Genomic DNA, 18695 nt, shown 5'->3' on the forward strand with positions numbered 1-18695 from the left:
CTCCCGAGGGGAGAGGGGCTTGAGCGTTGCGCTGCTTGACGATGTCTTGCGCATCCGGTGTCTACCAGATCGACCAGTCGTCGCGATGGCCCGCGCTTTGCCTGCCGGACGCTTGCACGGCGTTTACGATTTGTTTACAAAGAATTCCATGCCGTCGCGGTGCAGGGGGTCGCAGCGGCCGACCCACATCCTTTCTGGAGAGAGAGACGGATGAATTTCCTGCACCGCCATCCTTTGGTCTTCGCGGTATCCATGGTCCTGCTTGGCGGCGTCCCCGCCATCGCCGGCGCCCAGCAACAGACGCCCCCGGCCGCTCCCGGTACGGCCACCACCCTGGACAGCGTGCAGGTCACCGGCACCCGCATCCGCCGTGCCGAAGTCGAGGGCCAGGTGCCGGTGCAGACCCTGAGCCGCGCCGACATCGAACGCACCGGCCTGACCTCCATCGGCGATGTGCTGCAGGAACTCACCGCCTCCGGTTCGGCCTTGAACGCCAAGTTCAATTCCTCCGGCAATTTCGGCTTCCCGCCGGACGGCAGCGGCGTCGGTGCCGGTTCGGCGCAGGTGGATCTGCGCCACCTGGGCGCCAAGCGCGTCCTGGTGCTGGTCGACGGCATGCGCTGGGTCAACGAGTCCTCGGCCTCGGGCGTGGGCGCGGCCACCGACCTCAACACCATTCCGCTGGCCATCGTCGAGCGCGTCGAGGTGCTGGAAGACGGCGCCTCCTCGCTGTACGGCTCCGATGCCATCGCCGGCGTGGTCAACATCATCACCCGGCGCAATTTCGAAGGCGGGCAGGTCACCCTGAACTACGGCGAGTACGACAAGGGCGACGGCGCCAGCAAGGGCGTGGACCTGGCCTGGGGCCACAGCACCGAACGCACCAGCCTGTTCCTCGGCGCCAGCTACACCAAGCAGGATCCGATCTACGCGCGCGACCGTGCACAGTCGCTGTATCCGATTCCCGGCACCGGCCTGAGCTTCGGCAGTTCGGCCACCCCGGACGGGCGTTTCATCTTCGTCGACCCCAACACCGGCGCCGAGCAGAACCTGACCCCGAACAGCGGTGCGCGCACGCCGCGTTACGACGGCACCGGCGGCTGCATCCGCAGCGACGACTACCACTGCTTCACCACCGCCGACCGCTACAACTTCGCCGCGTCCAACCTGCTGCTGACCCCGTCCGAGCGCAAGGGCGTGTTCGGCCAGTTCCGCTTCTTCTTCAACGACGACGTGCAGTGGTACCTGAAGCTGCTCGGCAACCGCCGCGAGTCGACCAACCAGGCCGCGCCGGAACCGATCTTCCTCGGGCCCGACGCCGGCACCGGCAATCCGCTGGCCGACAACATCGTCATCTCCGCCGCCAACCCGTACAACCCGTTCGGCTTCGCGCTGGATTCGGGCAGCAATCTGATCATGATCGGGCGCCGCCCGGTGGAAGGCGGTGCGCGCGTGTTCGAGCAGCGCGTGGACACCCAGTATGTCGGCACCGGCTTCATCGGCAGCTTCGAGGGCGCCGACCGCACCTGGTTCTGGGACGTCAACGGCGCCTACAGCAAGAACAAGGCCGAGCAGACCAACTACGGCAGCTACAACATCTACAACATCAACCTGGCGCTGGGCGATCCGGCGGCGTGCGCGGCGGTGGCCGGCTGCGTGCCGCTGAACATCTTCGGCGGCGCCGGCAGCATCACCCCGGACATGCTGCGCTGGATCCAGCCGGTGGTGCACGATCGCAGCCAGAACGAGCTGACCCAGTTCACCGCCAACCTCAGCAGCGACCTGTTCCGGCTGCCGGCCGGCGCGGTGTCCTTCGCCACCGGCGTGGAATACCGCAAGTACGAGGGCTTCTACCGCCCCGATCCGCTGACCGTAATCGGCCACTACAACGGCGTGCCGTCGCTGCCGACGCAGGGCAGCTACGACGTCAAGGAGGCCTACCTCGAACTGAGCGTGCCGATCTTCGCCGACTCGCCGCTGGGCGACAAACTGGACCTCAGCCTGGCCGGCCGTTATTCCGACTACTCCACCTTCGGCGGCAAGTTCACCCCGAAGTACGGCCTGCGCTGGCAGGTGGCGCCGGACTTCGTGTTGCGCGCCAGCTATGCCGAAGGCTTCCGCGCGCCCAGCATCGGCGAGCTGTATGGTTCGGCCGCGCGCGCCGACCTGACCCTGTCCGACCCATGCTCGATCGGCCTGGGCGGCACCGCGCCGCGCGGCAGCGCCAGCAACTGCGCCACGCTCGGCGTGCCGGCCGGCTACCAGCAGGCCAACTCGCAGATCTCGGTGACCACCGGCGGCAACCGCGCGCTGGAGCCGGAGAAGGCGCGCAGCTTCAGCGCCGGCTTCGTCTGGAGCCCGTGGTTCGCCAGCAACGTGCCGTGGTCGGACCGCTTCGACGTGGAGGTGACCTTCTACCGCCACGACATCGACGGCGCGATCCAGGCGATCAACGCGCAGACCCAGCTCGACCTGTGCGTGGACACGCTGTCGCCGACCTACTGCGACGGCATCACCCGCGCCTCCACCGGCGGCATCAACGGCTTCAACAACCGCTTGACCAACCTCGGCTCGATCAAGACCGACGGCTGGGACGTGGACCTGTTCTGGAACTCGCCGGAAACCGCTGCCGGCCGCTTCAAGATCGGCTGGCAGAACACCTTCGTCACCCGCTACGTCGCCACCGGCGCGGCCGGCCAGGTGCAGCCGCAGCGCCCGGGCGTGGAGGTGGTGGACAGCTCGATTCCCGAGTGGACCAGCAACCTGAGCCTGGACTGGTCGCGCGGCCGCTGGAATGCGTCGTGGACGCTGCGGCACATCTCCGAGCTGACCGAGCAGTGCGGCGACGCGGTCGCGTTCCCGGTGTGCAGCAATCCTGTCGCCGGCACCAACACGCTGGACGCGATCACCTACCACGACCTGCAGGTCGGCTACCGCTTCGACTGGCTCAAGGGCCTGACCCTCAGCGGCGGCGTCAACAACGTCTTCGACAAGGACCCGCCGATCTGCCTGTCGTGTTCGCTCAACGGCTACGACGCCTCCACCTACGGCATTCCCGGTGGGCGTTACCTGTATGTGCGGGCGGATCTGAAGTTCTAGCGGTGTGACGGACGTTGCGGCGCGTATCCCGCGCCGCGCGTTTCGCATGCCGATGTCGTCCGTCGCCTGGGCGCCTCACACCTCTTGCAGCGTCCGAAACGCGTACATGTCCTGAAGGGTGCAGAAGTGGAAGCGCGGCACGGTGATCGGTCCGGCCGCGGCGAGCCGCGCCAGCCAGTCGTGTACCGCCTTCCGATAGGCGGCATGTTCGACCTCATCGAGCGTGTCGCACAGATAGGCCAACGAGATGTGGAACCGGTAGTCGACGTAGTCCGGGCGCTGCAGGCGAATGAGTGCCATCAGGCCGCGGCGGGCGACGTCCAGCCGCAGCGCGGTCGCTACGTCCGCGGGCCGCAACGGGATCAGCAGATTGTCGTTGCGGCCGGTCTTCGCTGCCGCAGGATCGATCAGGAACCGGCACGCGCCCAGTGGCGCGACGTCGCGCTGCTGCAGCCGTGCCAGGAACGTCGCATGGATGTCGCTCAGCGGTACGTCGCGCGCCATGTCGCTGGGCCATGGCCCACCAGCGCGGTCGATCTCGTTGACGCCACCCAGCAATGTCACGTGATAGCTGCTCGGTGGCAGCAAGGCGAACTTGTCGGCGAAGCGGTGCTCGGAGAATTCGCGATAGATGTCCAGCACGCGGTCGAAGCTCTGGTAGCCATCGCCCTGCTGTTGCAGATGGCCCAGGAACGTATTGCCGGGGAACGGCAGCGGGCGCCGTGAGCGGAGGAACTTGCGTCCCACATCCGGCGGCTGTGGCGAGATGGTCTGCGCCGGCAGTGCCGAAGCCACGACCGTCGCGCCGGCCGCGGCCAGCAACTGGCGACGGCTGATGCTGGTATCGAAAAACGATGACATGCGGTTTGCCTCAGAGTTTGACATTGAGGCCGACCATCACGGTCGGCGCCATCTTCCAGGCCGATTGCAGGTATTCCTGCTGGCGGCCGATGCGGTACTCGTAGCCCTGTCCGGTCAGGTTCAGCACGTCCAGGCTCAGCGCGACGGAGGGCGATACCTGCCAGCCCAGCTTCAGGTCGACGCGGTCCAACGCCTGCTGGTAGCGGTTGCGATAGAACTCCAACTGGTTGGTGTAGTTGGGGTAACGGTCGTCCCACAACACACCGGTATGGTTCCAGGCCAGCGAGGCGCTCAGCGGACCCCGCGCATAGTTGAGCGCCAGATTCCACAGCTGCTTGGGCTGCTGCGGCAGCACCGAAAGCGTCGTACGGCTGCCGTCGCCCAGCACCACCGGGTAGTCCACGTCCAGCAGCGTGACATTGGTGCTCACCGACAGGCCGTTCAGCGCGGGCAGCCATGGGCCGAGTTCCTTGATCGCGCTCAGTTCGAGGCCGCGTAGCCGCACTGGCCGGTCCACGTTGCGGGGCTGCGTGACCAGCACCTGCTGGCCGTCGAGGGACTGCAGCTGGCCGTAGCGGAAGATTTCATCGTGGATGGTCTTGTGGAACAGCGCGATCGACAGCAGGCTGCCGCCATCGTCGAAGGTCCAGTCGTGGCCGAGATCCAGATTCAGTGCGCGACGCGGTTGCAGGTCCGGGTTGCCCTGGTTGAGCGTGGGCGGCGTGCTGCTGAGTGTCAGCACGCCGCCGTTCAGCGCCATCTGGTCCAGGCGCGGGCGCCCGATCGAGCGCGAGACGCCGAAGCGCAGGGTGCCGTTGGCGCTGGTCTGCCACTGGCCGGCGAGCGACGGCAACCAGTTGCGATAGCGGCGCACGGCACTGACCGGGCTCCATGTCGATCCGCTCAGTTGCAGTCCGTCGCTGCCGAAACGGGTCTGTTCCAAGCGCACGCCGCCGGCCAGGCGCCAGCGCTCGCCCCGCCATTGCGCCTGGACGAAGCCGGCGCGCACCTGTTCGTCCACGGCGTAGCTGCCGCTGTTCTGCGCGGCGGTGTCCACCACGCCACTTGCCTGGTCGGCGACGGCATCCCAGCGTGCGTCGGCAAGGGCCGGATCGATGGTCAGCATCGGCGTATTGCAGCCCAGCCCGCAGGTCGAATCGCCCAGCACGTCCGCCAGGGTGTAGGGCAGCCCGCTCCAGGTGGTGCGCTGGAAGGACGTGCGCATGTGCGTACGCACCTGTCGCAGGCCCCATGCCACGCCCAATCCACGACTGTCCTCGTCCATGTTGCGGCGCAATTCCAATTGCAGATCGCTGACCCGCTCGGCGTAGCGCGTGCGTTCCTGCTGGTGATAGAGGTTGGCGTAGCGCGTCGGGTCGTCGGCCAGCGCCGGGTTGAGTGCAGTGAACGCAGGCAGGCTGTCGCTCCAGTCGAACGCGTAGCCCAAGCGGTTTTGTTGGAAACGGTCCCAGGTCTGCGGGTTATCCACCGTGGCGCGCGAGGTGCTGGCGCGCAGTGCGCCGCGCCACTGCGCCGGCAGTTCGGCCAGCAGTTCGCCGTTGAGCCCGGTCAGTCCGCGTTTCCAGCGCAATTGGCCCAGTTCGACAAGCTGATTGAGATTGTCCAGGGTTCCGCTGTCGGTGCCGGTGCGAACCAGGCGCGCGCTGTTCTGCACCTGCGCGACCTCGGCGTCGCGGTCGGAGGTCTCGCGCTGACGGAAGCGATAGCCGGCGAGATGGCCGCTGAGCGGGCCATCCGGTTGCCAATCCAGGCGCATGGTCAGTCCGCGGCGCTCGCGGGTGTTGTCGTAGTTGTACCAACGCCGCTCGCTGGGCACCGCGTTGCCGACGCCGCCATAGGCCAAGGCGGAGCGCGTACCGTCGGCGTTGTACCAGTTCAGGCCGCTTCCGTTTTCCTCCTGCGGTACCGAGATCACGCGGCGCCAGACGCTGGCCGCGCCCAGGAACGCGAATTCGTCGTTGCCACCGAAGCGCTTGCTCCACTTCAGTTCGCTTTCGCCGGCCGGCGTGCGCCCGCCGTAGCGCTGTCCCATGAGGTTGACGCCCCCCTTGGCCGCGGCGGTGAGCAATCCATCGGGCCGCTCGAAGCCGCTTTCGGTGACCAGATCGGTGACGCCTCCGATCGCGCCGCCGTCGTTTTCCGGCAACAGCGATTTCACCACGTCGATGCGATCGACGAAATTGGCCGGCAGCACGTCCATCAGCGCCTGGCGGCTGCCGATATCGTTGCTGGCGAACGCGAAGCCGTCGATCAACATGCTGTTGTAGTTGCCGTTGAGGCCGCGCACGGTCACATAGCGCGGTTCGCCCTGGTACTCCACCGTGCTCACGCCGGCGACCCGGCGCAGCGCGTCGCCGACGTTGAAGTCCGGCAACTGCCCGATGCTGTCGGCGGCGATCGAATCCACGATGGTGGAAGCCCCCTGCTTGGTGGCGATGGCGCGCGTGTTCTGCGATTGGAACGAGGTGCGGACCTGCACTGCATCCATGGTCTTCGCATCCTCGTCGGCCTGCAGCGCATCGGCATACGCCGGCGATGCCAACGGCAGGACGCCGGTCAGCGCCAGGCGAAGTGCCAGCGACAGACCGGACGGAGAGGAGGCGTCGGGCGAGCGGAAGACGCAAAGGGGATGAGGCGGCAGCAGACGCATGGCACGATCCAGTCTTGGGCGGCCCCAGAGTGGTGGCCGAAGATGCATTAAATTAAGTTGGTTAATTAAAAGAAATATGACAACGCCCCCGCTGTCGCTTCGCGTGTCCGGCTTCTTCGCCAACGCCGCTGTCCGTCCGCAGTACCGCCGCCGCAGCGACGGCAACGTCGCTGGGACCAGCGAGCGCATGCTGTTGGACTTGGTCCGCCGCGCGGGACAGGTCGAGCGTGCCGATCTGCCCCGCGCCATTGGACTCAGCGTGCCGGGGACAAAGGGCATCCTCGATCCGTTGGTCGCACATGGCCTGCTGCAACTGGGGCCATCGCCGCGTCGCGGGCGCGGCCAGCCGAGTCGCCTGGTGCGTTTGGTGCCGGATTACGCGTACAGCGTCGGCGTCTCGTTGACGGTCGATGGCATCGCGGTGCTGTTGATCGACTTCGCCGGGCAGATCCGTGGGATGCGTCAGTTCACTGCATTCCCGCTCACGTTGGCTGACGTGCGTCGGCAGTTGCCGGCGATGGTGGAGGAACTGCTACAGGCCGCTGCTGTGGACCGACAACAGCTGTTCGGCGTTGGTCTGAGCATGACCGGACCGCGCATCGGCGAGGGCGCGCGCGTCAACCCGCCGCTGTCGCTGGCATCGGACTGGGTGGAGGTCGAACTGGACCGATTCGTCGCCGATTGCCTGCAGTTGCCGGTCTGGATGGACAACGACGCCCATTGCGCGGCTCTGGCGGAGGCGGTGTATGGGATCGGCCGTCGAACGCCGGACCTGGTCTATCTGTACATCGGCGACGGATTCGCCGCGGGCGTGATCGCCGACGGCGGCGTGTGCCGCGGCGCGCACGGCAATGCTGGCGAACTGGGCCGTATTTCGGCCATCACCGGCATGGCACGGCCGACGCTGGAGAGCCTGCGCGAGGCGCTGGTCGCCGACGGTCACGCGCTGCCGGACCTGCATGCGATGCTGCAGCAGTACGACCCGGCGTGGCCGCAGATCGACGCTTGGCTGGATGCCGTGCAATCGACGGTGACGCTGGCGGTGGCGGCGACCATTGCGCTGATCGATCCGCCGGTGATCGTGTTCGGTGCGCGCCTGCCTGCCGATCTTGCGCGACGGCTGATCGCCCGCATTGCGTTCGAGTCGGCCCCGCGGCGTGGCATCGCCTCGCCATATCCCACACTGCTGGTCGGCGAAGTCCAAGCGCATGCCACGGTACTGGGCGCGGCGATGCTGCCGTTCAAGGAGACGCTGTTCTAGGGCGTGTCATCCATCCCCGCGCAACCGCGACCCTTCGGGTTGGGCTTGGCAGGCGCGCTGCCGCTGCTGACGGTTTCGCGCCGCCGAGCGGACTGTGGCGCGATGGCGCCTCAGCGCAACACGTGCTGCGGCACGTCGATCTCGGTGGCCACCGCCAGGTGGTCGGAGAAGGCGGCGGGCATTGCGCGCTGTTCGTTGCAGCGCAGGCCGTCGCTGACCAGGATGTGGTCGATGGCGCGCTGCGGGCGCCAGCTCGGGAAGGTCGGCACCACGCAGCCCGGCGGTTGCAGCCGGGTGCGTTTGTAGAGCAACTGCATTTCCGGGCGGTCGGCGACGCAGTTGAAGTCGCCCATCAGCACCACGTTGGGATGATCGGACAGCAACTCGGCGATGAAGGCCAACTGCGCCGCACGCGAGTTGGCGCCCAGCGACAGGTGCGCCACCGCCACCGCCAGGCCTTCGGCGCCGTTGCCGAACTTGGCCAGCAGCACGCCGCGCCCGCCGAGCCGGCCGGGCAGGGCGTGGTCCTGCACTTCCACCGGCTCCAGCCGGCTGAGCAGGCCGTTGGCGCTGGAGGCCACGCCGCCCACGCGCCGGTTCGGCTGGTGGCTCCAGTAGTTGAAGCCGGCGCGTTCGGCCAGGTAGTGGGTCTGGTTGGTGAAACCCGAGCGCAGGCTGCCGGGATCGGCTTCCTGCAGGCCGACGATGTCGTGGTCGCTGGCCAGCTGCGCGATCGCGTCCAGGCTGCTGCGCTTGCGCCCGGCCGGCAGCGCGTGCGACCAGCTGCGGGTCACGTAGTCGCTGTAGCGGCGCGTGCTGGAACCGGCCTGGATGTTGGCGGTCAGCACGCGCAGGGTGCGGGTGGCGGGAGCGGTCACGGCGGTGCGGCCCGAGGCGAACGGCTTACTTGGTCATCGCCGCGCGCTCGCGCGCGATCAGGTGATCGGCTACGCGCAGCATGTCGTCGTAGCTCTTGCCCTTGACCAGGTACTTGCCGTTGATGATCAGCGACGGCGTGCCGGTGATGCCGCTGCGGGTGGCGAACTGCTTGGCGCGGTTGGTCTTGGTGGCCACCGCGAAGCTGCCCATGGTGTCGGCGAACTGCTTCGGGTCCACGCCGTACTTGGCGTAGAAGTTGGCGATGTCCTGCACCGAGTCGCGGCCACGCTCGCCCTTCAGGGTCTCGTCGACGTGGATCGCCTTGTACAGCGCCTCGTGGGTCTTCTCCTGCACGCCCAGCGCCTCGGCGGCGTAGAACGCGCGGGCGTAGTCGTCCCAGGTACCCCCGAACATCGCCGGCACATAGACGAAGCGCACGTCCGACGGCAGGCCGGCCTTCCACGGGCCGATCAGCGGCTGGAAGCGCGCGCAGGCCGGGCAGACGTAGCCGAAGATCTCGGCCACCTCGATCTTGCCGTTGGTCGGCTGGAACGGCTGGCCGCCGGCGATGTCGACGTAGTCGGTGCCGGCGACCGGCTCCGGACCGTTCGGGGTCTTGGCGGCGACCGGCTTGGCCGCGGCGTTGTCGCCTTCCGTGGCGGCAGGCTGTGCAGCGGCATCGGCGGTGGTGGCCGCGGGCGCGGCCGGCGTCTCGGCGGGTGCAGCGGCGGCATCGTTGCCGGCGGCGGGCGCGGCAGCCGGGGCGGCAGCGGTGCCGGAGGCAGGGGCGACGGCGTCGGCAGTGCCGTCCTGGGCCTTGCATGCCACCAGGATCGGCAGCAGGGCCATCAGGGTCAGGGCGAAGCGGGTCTTCATCGGCGACATCTCCAGCAGGATGGGGGACAAATGCCGGACGCGCCGCAAGCGCGGTCCGGCCACCCCGTCATGATGCCATGGCGCGGATGAAGCGCCGTACGCCGATTACTTGCCTGCGCGCTCGCGGGCGATCAACGCGTCGGCGATACGCAGCATGTCCTCGAAGTTCTTGCCCTTGACCAGGTACTTGCCGTTGACGATCAGCGCCGGGGTGCCGGAGATGTCGGCGCGCACGGCGAAATCGCGCGCGGCCTTCACCTGCGCGGCGACCTGCGGGCTCTGGTAGGCGGCGATGAAGGCCTGCGGCTTGACCCCGAAGCCGGCGTAGAACGTGGCCAGTTCCTCCGGCGCCACGTTCTGCACCGGTACGCTGCGCTTGTCGTGGATGGCCTCGAACATGGCGCGGTGGCTGCGGCTCTGCACGCCCAACTGCTGCGCGGCATAGAAGGCGCTGGCGAAGTTGTCCCAGTAGCCGCCGAACGCCGCCGGCACCAGGGTCAGGCGCACGTCCTTGGCCTGCTTGCCGGCCCACTCTTCCAGCAGCGGCTCGAAGTGCGCGCAATGCGGGCAGGTATAGCCGAACACTTCCACCACCTCGATCTTGCCGGCCAGCGGCGCGAACGGCTTGGGATTGGCGATCAGCGTGTAGTCCTCCCCTTCCACCGCGGTGGCGGACTTGGGTTGCGCGCAGGCGCTCAACGGCAGCAGGGCGAGCAGGCACAACAGCAGGCGGGGCAGACGGTTCATGCGATCTCCAATGGCAAAAAACGAACGCCGGTCGTCGGGACCGGCGCGAAGGGGAAACGGGCCGGCGCCGCCGCGGCGGCGCTCGGTCAGGATTGTTGCGCGGGCGTCGGCTGCTGTGGCGTCGCCGCGGCCGGTGCGGCCTGCGCGGCGGCCGCGTCGTCGGCGCGGTCGTGCAGGCCCTGCAGGTAGCTGCCCAGCGCCTTGATCTCCTGGTCGGTCAGCGGCTTGGCCACCTGCGCCATGATCTTGAACATCGTCGGATCGCGCTCCTGGGTGGTGCCGGCCTGGTATTCCTGCAGGCGCCGCGCCACGTAATCGGCGTGCTGGCCGCCCAGATGCGGATAGGCCGGACCCGGGTTGCCGGCGCCGGCCGGGCCGTGGCAGGCCATGCACGCGGGAATGCCGCGGGTCGCGTCGCCGCCGCGATACAGCTGCTGGCCGACCTCGTAGAACTTCATGCCCGCGTAGGGACCGTCGGCGATCACCGCGTCGTCAGCGATGCCGGCGCCGGCCTTCTGCGTGGCGAAGTAGGCGCCGATGTCGCGCATGTCCTGCGCGCTCAGCGGCTGCACGAACGGCACCATCGCCGCGACCGCGCCGCTGGTGCGCTCGCCGTGGGCAATCAGCGCCATCTGCCGCGCGCTGTAGCGCTCCACCTGGCCGGCGATGCGCGGATACATGGCGATCGCGGGGTTGCCGTCCGCGCCGTGGCAGGCGGCGCAGGCCGCGGCCTTGGCCTGGCCGGCCTTGGGGTCGCCCCAGGCGGCCTTGCCGATGTCGCCCTCCAGCGGCGTGGTGCGCACCGGCGCGTGGTCGGGAATGGGAACCACCGAGGTCTGCGCGAACGCGACCGCGGCAGCGACGGAAACCGCTAGACCGGCAAAGGCAAGAACGCGAGCGTGGCGCATTGCTGAAGCTCCGTATGACCCGACCCCGCGGCTGCCGGACGGCGACCGCACTCGCGCGATTATCGGCATGCCGCGGCCCGGCGGTCAACGAAGCCCGCCCGGTGCCCTGGACGTGCGATCCTAGGGGGATGTCGCTGATCCTCGAACGTGCCCACTATCTGTTGTCCGCCCACAATGCCCGCCAGTTGCCGGACGACGGCGGCTGGGAAGTGGCGTTCGCCGGCCGCTCCAACGCCGGCAAGTCCAGCGCGCTGAACGCGCTGACCCGACAGAACGCCCTGGCCCGCGTGTCCAAGACGCCTGGCCGCACCCAGCAGCTGGTGTTCTTCCAGGTCCAGCCCGAGCGCTACCTGGTGGACCTGCCCGGCTACGGCTACGCCAAGGTGCCGCAGGAACTGCAGGCGCACTGGCAGAAGTTCATCGACACCTATTTCCGCACGCGCGAGGCCCTGCGCGGGCTGGTGGTGGTGATGGACATCCGCCATCCGCTGAAGGACTACGACCGGCAGATGCTGGGCTACGCCGCCCAGCGCGGGCTGCCCGCGCACGCGCTGCTGACCAAGGCCGACAAGCTCGGCCGCGGCCAGCAGGGGCAGGTGCTGCAGCAGGTACGCAAGGAGCTGACCAGCGCGTTCGGCGATACGGTCAGCGTGCAGACTTTCTCCGGCGAGACCCGCCAGGGCGTGGATGAGTTGCGTGGCATCGTCGGTGGCTGGCTGGGGTTGGACACGGAGCCGACTGCCGCGGAGTGAGCGCGGCGGCGCTGGCGCCCAAGCTCCGCGAGACGCTTCGCGCCGGACCCTCACCCCAACCCCTCTCCCGATGGGAGAGGGGCTAGCCGTTCCCTTCTCCCATTGGGACCATGGCCCCCTTTTCGGGGGAAGGTGCCCCGCAGTGCCGGATGAAGGTACGGGCCAATCAAGGCGCCGCCGGCAACGGCGAGAACTCGGTCGGCACCCAGGCGAAGGCCTCGCCCTCGCGACGCACGTGGCCCAGTCCCGGGAACGGCAGGTGCGCGCCGGCTACCCACCAACCGTGATCCGCGGCCTGCGCCAGCATGCGCTTGCGCGCGGCGATCGCCGCGGCGCGGTCGCTGTCGGCCTCGAACGACGCCTGCGGCTGCGCGAACTGCACCGCGTGGTAGTGCACCAGATCGCCCCACACCAGCAGTTGCTGCCCCGCACCACCGTCGAAGCGGTACGACACGTGCCCGGGCGTGTGTCCGTGGGTATCCAGCGCCACCGCGCCGCCGGGCAGCGCATCGCCGGGACGGAAACGGCGCAGCCGCTGCGCGGACTGGTAGGGCGCCACCGCCGCCCGCGCCAGCGGGAAGGCGAAGCGCAGTGCCTGCGGCGCCCCGGCCTCGCTGGCCGGGTCCAGCCAGTACGCCGCGTCGGCGGCGCTCAGCCACACCGTCGCTTTGGGATAGGCGGGCTGGCCCTGTGCGTCCAGCAGGCCGCACAGGTGATCGGGATGGGCGTGGGTCAGCAGCACGTCGTCGACCTGCTCTGGCGCATAGCCGGCCGCGCGCAGGTTGGCCAGCACCTGGCCGAGGCCAGGGCCGAAACAGGTCGCGGTGCCGGTATCGACCAGGGTGAGGTGCGTGCCGTCCTGGATCAGATAAGCGTTGACCGCGGTCTGCAGGCCCTTGTCGTTCTCCGGCACATAGCGGTGGTCGAGCAGGCGTGCGATCGCCTCCGGCGGAATGTTCGCCAGTTCCGCGCGCGACAGCGCCACGGTGCCGTCGAACAGGGCGGTGACCCGCAAGCGGCCGATCGCCTGGCGATAGACGCCGGGCACCTGCGTCTGGGCGCTGGCCGGCGCGGCGGCGTGGGCGGGTGATGGCAGCGTCAGCGCCGCGCTGGCGCTCAGGGCCAGCGCGCACAACGCGCGCAGCGGGAACACGGACATGGGATTTCCTGGCAGAGCGGCGTGCGCCGCGGTAATGGCATGCTGCACCGGCGCCGCTGCGCGATTCGCTCATTCCGCTGCGCGCGGCGCTCAATGCCGACGTGGCTCAGTTGCCGATGCTGGCAGGATCCAGGCCATAGCGCTCCTGGAAGCGTTGGCTGAAGCTGCGCACCGAGCGGTAACCGGCGTGCGCGGCGACCGTCTTCAATGGCCAGCGCGTGGTGTACAGCAGTTGCATCGCGTGCGCCAGGCGCGCATCGGTGAGCAGTTCGCGCAACGACGTGCGTTCGCCGGCCAGGTGCCGGCGCAGGGTCGCACCGCTGAGGCCCAGGCTGTCCTCGATGTCGCGCGAACGCCAGCCGCGTTGCGGCTGTGCGGCGATCAGCTCGCGCACCTGCGCTGCCACGCTCGGCGCCGGCGGCAGCAGCAGGCCGCCGTGGCCTTGCCGGCACAGTGCCACCACCAGGGCCGCCAGTGCCAGCCGCGCCTCGGTGTAGCGGCCGTCCTGCAGCGCCTGCCGCCATTGCAGCAGGGTGCCGCCGAACGTCTCGGCACGCAGGCGCGCCAGTTCCGCGCCTGCGGCGGGCAGCGGCTCGTTCCACAGCACGCGTGCCGCGCTCAGCGCTTCCTCGCACAGCGGCACCAGCACGCTCAGGTACAGGCCGCTGTGCGGATCCGGGATGTTGACCACATCGATGCGGCAGCGCCGCGTCACCAGGAACAGGTCGCCCGGTACGAAGTCCAGGGCCTGTGTCGCGGTGCGCACCTGCTTGCGTCCCTGCAGCAGGATCGCCAGGTGCGGCTGCGGGATCTCCACCGAGCGCGCGCCGTGTTCGCGGCGCGCGGTGATGCAGGCGTAGCCCTCGGCCTGCGTGCAGTCGGCCAGGCTGGCCAGGCGTGCCAGCAGCAAAGCGTCGGGAGAGGTGGTGTCGGCCATGGCCGTGATGCTAGCGCAGCGCGGCGCGCGCGCTCAGCGTAAAGCGCCAGGCTGCTACGTCGCAGCCGGCCGGACTGCCACGACTGCGCTGGTGCCGGCTCCGCAAACTGCCGGTCTCGGTGCGCCGCAGGTCGCTTCCCCGCGGTCTGGCGACTGCGCAGTCGTTTTGTCAGCCACGTTTACCTGGGAGGTTGCATGAGCTCGATGGTGATTCCGTCGGGCCCGCTGACGTAGGCAACGACGGTTCCCGCGCGTGGCCCTGCCTCGATCGGCCGCGGAGATCCTTTCAACTGCCATCCCTGCGCCTGGATCCTGGCGACCGCCACGTCGATCTCCGTCACGGTGACGGCGAGATGGGCCGCGCCGATCGCGCCAGCGCTTGCGGGTGTCTTGCCCAATGTGCGGGCCGTCGAGTATTCCAGCAGTTCGATGGGAAAGCCGGCAGGCGAGACCACCAGCGCCATGCGGCAACGAGGATCGTCGACGCCCGTCACCTCGCGCAGGAAATCGCCGCCCATTTCGCCCGTGCGGACAAGTTCGAAGCCCATGGCCTCAGTCCAGAACGCGATCGCCTCATCCAGCGATGAAACGGAAAATCCCATGTGGTCGACGACGAAGGGGCCAGTGTCGATTTTCAGTACTCCAGGTCAGGTTCCGTGTTGAACGACGGGCGTGCGGTTGCCTTGCATTTCGGGGAAACGGCTGTGGCCATGCCGGTGATGCTATCCAGTACGGGGCGCGTCCGCTCAGACATGCACGCCGAACACATGGCCGATCGCGCCGCTGGCGAGCATCGCCGCCGCGCCCCAGAACACCACCCGCACCGCGCCGCGCAGGCCCGAGGCGCCGCCGGCACGCGCGGCCAGCGCGCCGGTCAGCGACAGGCCGATCAGGGTCGCCGCGCCGGTCACCCACAGTTGCCGGCCGTCCGGCGCCAGCCAGGCGGCCACGATCGGCAGTGCGGCGCCGGTGCAGAACGCCGCCGCCGACGCGGCCGCCGCCTGCAGCGGACGTGCGCGCAGGCTCTCGGTGATGCCGAGTTCGTCGCGCGCGTGCGCGCCCAGCGCATCGTGCGCGGTCAACTGCTCGGCGACCTGGCGGGCCAGGCCGGGGTCCAGCCCGCGCTGGCGATAGATCGCGGTGAGTTCGTCCAGTTCGCTCTGCGGGTCCTCGTGCAGCTCGCGGCGTTCCAGCGCCAGGTCGGCGCGCTCGGTGTCGGCCTGCGATTGCACCGACACGTATTCGCCGGCGGCCATCGACATCGCGCCGGCGACCAGGCCGGCAATGCCGGTGGTCAGCACCGTGGCCGCCGACGCGCCGCTGCTGGCGACGCCGACCACCAGGCCGGCCACGGACAGGATGCCGTCGTTGGCGCCGAGCACGGCCGCGCGCAGCCAGCCGGCGCGGTCGGTGCGATGGCGTTCGGAGTGGGTCGGGCGCATGGCGCTGCCTGCGGCGGAGCGGGAAGGAGACCGCAGCCTAGCCGAGCCGGCGCCGCGAACGCTTGCTGCGTCTCACTCTCGACGCCGTCAGCGGCGCGGCCATGGAATGCTGCAGTGCCGCCGGTAGCGACGCGGGCCGCGCCCCCGGCACGCTATAGTGCGGGCCTTGCGATGGCAGGGGATGGTCCCCACATCGCCTCACCCGCCGTGCGAGTCCTGCCCTTGTCGAGCCCCAGCCACGTTGCCGAGACGCCGATCACCGACCGCGCCGAACTGGTCGAGGTGCTTGCCTCCGGAGAAAAACCCGAAGCGCAGTGGCGCATCGGCACCGAGCACGAGAAGTTCGGCTTCCGGCTGGACGACCTGCGGCCGCCGACCTTCGACGGCGAGCGCGGCATCGAGGCCTTGCTGCTGGGCCTGACCCGCTTCGGCTGGGCGCCGGTGCGCGAAGCCGGGCACACCATCGCCCTGCTGCGCGATGGCGCCTCGGTGACGCTGGAGCCGGCCGGTCAGCTGGAACTGTCCGGCGCGCCGCTGCCGACCATCCACGACACCTGCGTCGAAGTGGGCAGCCACCTCAACGAGGTCAAGCAGGTCGCCGACGAACTGGGCCTGGGTTTCCTCGGCATGGGCTTCCAGCCGAAGTGGCGCCGCGACGAGATGCCGTGGATGCCCAAGGGCCGCTACCAGATCATGAAGCGCTACATGCCCAAGGTCGGTTCGCTCGGCCTGGACATGATGACGCGCACCTGCACGGTGCAGGTTAACCTGGATTACGCCAGCGAAGCGGACATGATCAGGAAGTTCCGCGTGTCGCTGGCGCTGCAGCCGATCGCCACCGCGCTGTTCGCCGACTCGCCGTTCGCCGAGGGCAAGCCCAACGGCTACCTCAGCTACCGCTCGCATATCTGGACCGACACCGACGCCGACCGCACCGGGATGCTCGACTTCGTGTTCGAGGACGGCTTCGGCTACGAGCGCTACGTCGATTACCTGCTCGACGTGCCGATGTACTTCTCCTACCGCGACGGCACCTACATCGACGCCAGCGGGCAGAGCTTCCGCGATTTCCTGCAGGGCAAGTTGCCGGCGTTGCCCGGTGCGTTGCCGACGCTGCGCGACTGGTCCGACCACATGACCACCGCGTTCCCGGAAGTGCGCCTGAAGAAGTATCTGGAAATGCGCGGCGCCGACGCCGGTCCGTGGGGCCGGTTGTGCGCGCTGTCGGCGTTCTGGGTCGGCCTGCTGTACGACGATGCGGCGCTGGGCGCGGCCTGGGACCTGGTCAAGGATTTCAACCTGGTCGAACGCCACGCGCTGCGCGACGGCGTGCCGAAGCAGGCGCTGAAGCTGCCGTTCCGCAACGGTACCGTGCAGGACCTGGCTGCCGAGGCGGTGAAGATCGCCCTGTCCGGCCTGCGCCGGCGCGCGCGCCTGAACCGCGACGGCCAGGACGAATCGCGCTTCCTCGAACCGCTGGTGGAAATCCTGCATGGCGGCGAGACCGCGGCCGAGCGCAAGCTGGCGCTGTACCACGGCGCCTGGCAGGGCGACATCGACCACGTGTTCCGCGAGTTCGCGTACTGAGTGCAGCGGCGCGCCCGCAGGCCAGCAGAACGATGGCCGCGATCGGTGACATGGCGGGCCTGTTCCAGGACGAGCCGAGCAGATGGGGCGGCCGTGGCGATCCGTATCTGTGGGAAGAGATGGCGTCGACCCTGGCCGGCGTGCCGTTGCCGGCGACGGCCACGCAGTGCGAGGCACTGCTCGCCGACACCTTCGCGCGCCTGGTCGGCACGGCGCTGGACGACGCATCCGTCGAGTCGGTGTTCGTGCCGCGCCTCAGCCATGGCGGCATGTCCTCGGGATACGTCAGCCTGGTGTTCTGGCGGGCGACCGCACTGCCGCTGTTGCTGGCGCGTCATGCCGAGGCTGTGGCGCAGCGACATGCGGGTGCCATAGCGCCGCAAACGCCGCCATGGTGGCGACGGCTATGGCCTTCGCGCTAGACACCTAGCCGCCCATCCGCGCCCTGGGCACGCCCCAGGCCGGGCAGCCGCGCGCCGCTTGCGGCGTCGTTGCAGGAATGGATGGCGGCGGGAAGCCCGCTTTTGCTATAGCGTCTTCGTTTAGCGTTGGTTGGCGTGAAGCGGGTGACTTTGGACTGCTCAGTGGCCTGGTGCATCGCCGAGAGGGCTGGAGATCGGTGCATTCCAATGCATTCTTGCAGGGCGGATACTAGGAACTGAAGTTTTTCTAGCGGTCCCTGGGGGGAGCTATGGCGGGACATGAGGTTGTGTGCACGAGTTGTGGGGAGGTGCATCAGGGGTTGCCGACGGATCGGGGCTTTGGATTGCCGGATGAGGTCTTCGCGCTGTCCTATCTGGACGCCTACCGCCGTGTCCGTTCCAACGCCGATCTGTGCACGCTGGACGAGCGGAGATTCTTTATTCGGGGCGTCCTGGAAATTCCGTTTCTGTATCGGGAAGACGCATTTGCCTGGGGGCTTTGGGCCGAGGTGTCGAAGCAGGATCACGACTTATATGTGAACAGCTTCAATGACGCGTCGGCGCAAGGTAGGATGTTTTCGGGAGCGCTCGCCAATGCCATTCCCGGTGTGAACGATACCGTGGGGCTGCTTGTTTCGATCGAGTTCCAGGATCCGGCGAGCCGTCCCACGTTTGTCTTTCCATCATCCGCAGACCATGTGCTTGCCGTGGATCAGCGAAATGGCATCAATGAGGCGCAGCACCACCGGATGCTGGAGTTGTGCGGGCATTTCAAGGGCTCTCGACGTATGGACGTCGCTCAGCAGGCTTCTTCTTGGGAGGTCGCACCAACTGGGGAAGGCGCAGGCCGTTTGGTGTCTCGCAATCCGGAAAGTGCCGCGATCACGTCTTGGCACTTCTACAAGAATGCCGCAGGCTTCTTCGGCTTTGTGTCTCTTTTCGTCTATTGCGGCATTCTGCTCGCGCTTGGACCAGCTTCAGGCGCGGTGTTGTTCATCGCATTGGGAATGCTTGCCGCCTTGTTGATATCGGTGCGGTCGGGCAAACGGCTCCTGCTGCTCCGGCGCATGCGGATGGCGCAACGTCGATAGCGC

16 protein-coding genes are annotated in these 18695 nt (G+C 68.5%); 6 read left to right on the top strand and 10 right to left on the bottom strand.

The features are described 5' to 3' along the window. Nucleotides 1-210 precede the first annotated feature (210 nt). Nucleotides 211-3099: a TonB-dependent receptor gene (locus CEK65_RS04720; protein WP_152180939.1), complete on the top strand. Its 2889-nt coding sequence runs from the start codon at nt 211-213 to the stop codon at nt 3097-3099. Between the two features lie 75 nt (nt 3100-3174). Here the strand turns inward: CEK65_RS04720 and CEK65_RS04725 are convergent, their stop codons facing one another. Both CEK65_RS04725 and CEK65_RS04730 read right to left on the bottom strand, forming a co-directional pair. Further along, nucleotides 3175-3960: a DUF1868 domain-containing protein gene (locus CEK65_RS04725; RefSeq protein WP_152180940.1), complete on the bottom strand. Its 786-nt coding sequence runs from the start codon at nt 3958-3960 to the stop codon at nt 3175-3177. Between the two features lie 10 nt (nt 3961-3970). Then, complete coding sequence (locus tag CEK65_RS04730) at nt 3971-6565, bottom strand: TonB-dependent receptor (protein ID WP_193314700.1); 2595 nt, start codon at nt 6563-6565, stop codon at nt 3971-3973. A 169-nt stretch (nt 6566-6734) separates the two neighbouring features. On the opposite strand from CEK65_RS04730, the gene CEK65_RS04735 reads away from it, so the two are divergent. Next, a complete protein-coding gene (locus CEK65_RS04735) occupies nt 6735-7892 on the top strand; it encodes an ROK family protein (RefSeq protein ID WP_017914882.1) in 1158 nt (385 codons plus the stop codon). A gap of 110 nt (nt 7893-8002) precedes the next feature. Here the strand turns inward: CEK65_RS04735 and CEK65_RS04740 are convergent, their stop codons facing one another. The 4 genes from CEK65_RS04740 to CEK65_RS04755 all read right to left on the bottom strand — a co-directional run bounded on the left by CEK65_RS04740 (nt 8003) and on the right by CEK65_RS04755 (nt 11302). After that, on the bottom strand, nt 8003-8770 hold the full coding sequence (locus tag CEK65_RS04740; protein ID WP_152180941.1) for an endonuclease/exonuclease/phosphatase family protein: 768 nt from the start codon (nt 8768-8770) through the stop codon (nt 8003-8005). Nucleotides 8771-8795: 25 nt separating this feature from the next. Next, nucleotides 8796-9647, bottom strand: coding sequence for a thiol:disulfide interchange protein DsbA/DsbL (locus CEK65_RS04745; RefSeq protein ID WP_150410708.1), 852 nt, complete (start codon nt 9645-9647; stop codon nt 8796-8798). A 105-nt stretch (nt 9648-9752) separates the two neighbouring features. Continuing rightward, nucleotides 9753-10394 (bottom strand): thiol:disulfide interchange protein DsbA/DsbL, encoded by a 642-nt coding sequence (locus tag CEK65_RS04750; RefSeq protein WP_017910536.1) that lies wholly within the window; start codon nt 10392-10394, stop codon nt 9753-9755. A gap of 86 nt (nt 10395-10480) precedes the next feature. Further along, a complete protein-coding gene (locus CEK65_RS04755) occupies nt 10481-11302 on the bottom strand; it encodes a c-type cytochrome (protein ID WP_043094760.1) in 822 nt (273 codons plus the stop codon). 128 nt (nt 11303-11430) lie between these two features. Here CEK65_RS04755 and yihA point away from each other — a divergent pair, with 128 nt between their 5' ends. Then, nucleotides 11431-12054 (top strand): ribosome biogenesis GTP-binding protein YihA/YsxC, encoded by a 624-nt coding sequence (gene yihA / locus CEK65_RS04760; protein ID WP_152180942.1) that lies wholly within the window; start codon nt 11431-11433, stop codon nt 12052-12054. 166 nt (nt 12055-12220) lie between these two features. Here the strand turns inward: yihA and CEK65_RS04765 are convergent, their stop codons facing one another. The 4 genes from CEK65_RS04765 to CEK65_RS04780 all read right to left on the bottom strand — a co-directional run bounded on the left by CEK65_RS04765 (nt 12221) and on the right by CEK65_RS04780 (nt 15592). Then, the gene (locus CEK65_RS04765; RefSeq protein ID WP_017915081.1) at nt 12221-13213 is read right to left on the bottom strand and encodes an MBL fold metallo-hydrolase; all 993 of its coding nucleotides are present in this window, start codon (nt 13211-13213) and stop codon (nt 12221-12223) included. A gap of 106 nt (nt 13214-13319) precedes the next feature. After that, the gene (locus CEK65_RS04770) at nt 13320-14150 is read right to left on the bottom strand and encodes a helix-turn-helix domain-containing protein (RefSeq protein ID WP_152180943.1); all 831 of its coding nucleotides are present in this window, start codon (nt 14148-14150) and stop codon (nt 13320-13322) included. 179 nt (nt 14151-14329) lie between these two features. Next, nucleotides 14330-14752 (bottom strand): VOC family protein, encoded by a 423-nt coding sequence (locus CEK65_RS04775; protein ID WP_017909404.1) that lies wholly within the window; start codon nt 14750-14752, stop codon nt 14330-14332. Nucleotides 14753-14896: 144 nt separating this feature from the next. Next, complete coding sequence (locus tag CEK65_RS04780) at nt 14897-15592, bottom strand: VIT family protein (protein ID WP_152180944.1); 696 nt, start codon at nt 15590-15592, stop codon at nt 14897-14899. 222 nt (nt 15593-15814) lie between these two features. On the opposite strand from CEK65_RS04780, the gene CEK65_RS04785 reads away from it, so the two are divergent. The 3 genes from CEK65_RS04785 to CEK65_RS04795 all read left to right on the top strand — a co-directional run bounded on the left by CEK65_RS04785 (nt 15815) and on the right by CEK65_RS04795 (nt 18692). Next, on the top strand, nt 15815-17179 hold the full coding sequence (locus CEK65_RS04785) for a glutamate--cysteine ligase (RefSeq protein WP_152180945.1): 1365 nt from the start codon (nt 15815-15817) through the stop codon (nt 17177-17179). Nucleotides 17180-17211: 32 nt separating this feature from the next. Next, entirely contained in the window at nt 17212-17601 is a 390-nt protein-coding gene (locus CEK65_RS04790) for a hypothetical protein (RefSeq protein ID WP_152180946.1), read from the top strand. Nucleotides 17602-17870: 269 nt separating this feature from the next. Then, on the top strand, nt 17871-18692 hold the full coding sequence (locus CEK65_RS04795) for a DUF2199 domain-containing protein (protein WP_152180947.1): 822 nt from the start codon (nt 17871-17873) through the stop codon (nt 18690-18692). The last annotated feature ends 3 nt before the right edge of the window (nt 18693-18695 follow it).

The organism is Xanthomonas sp. LMG 12459 (assembly GCF_009192905.1).
GTDB lineage: Bacteria > Pseudomonadota > Gammaproteobacteria > Xanthomonadales > Xanthomonadaceae > Xanthomonas_A > Xanthomonas_A sontii.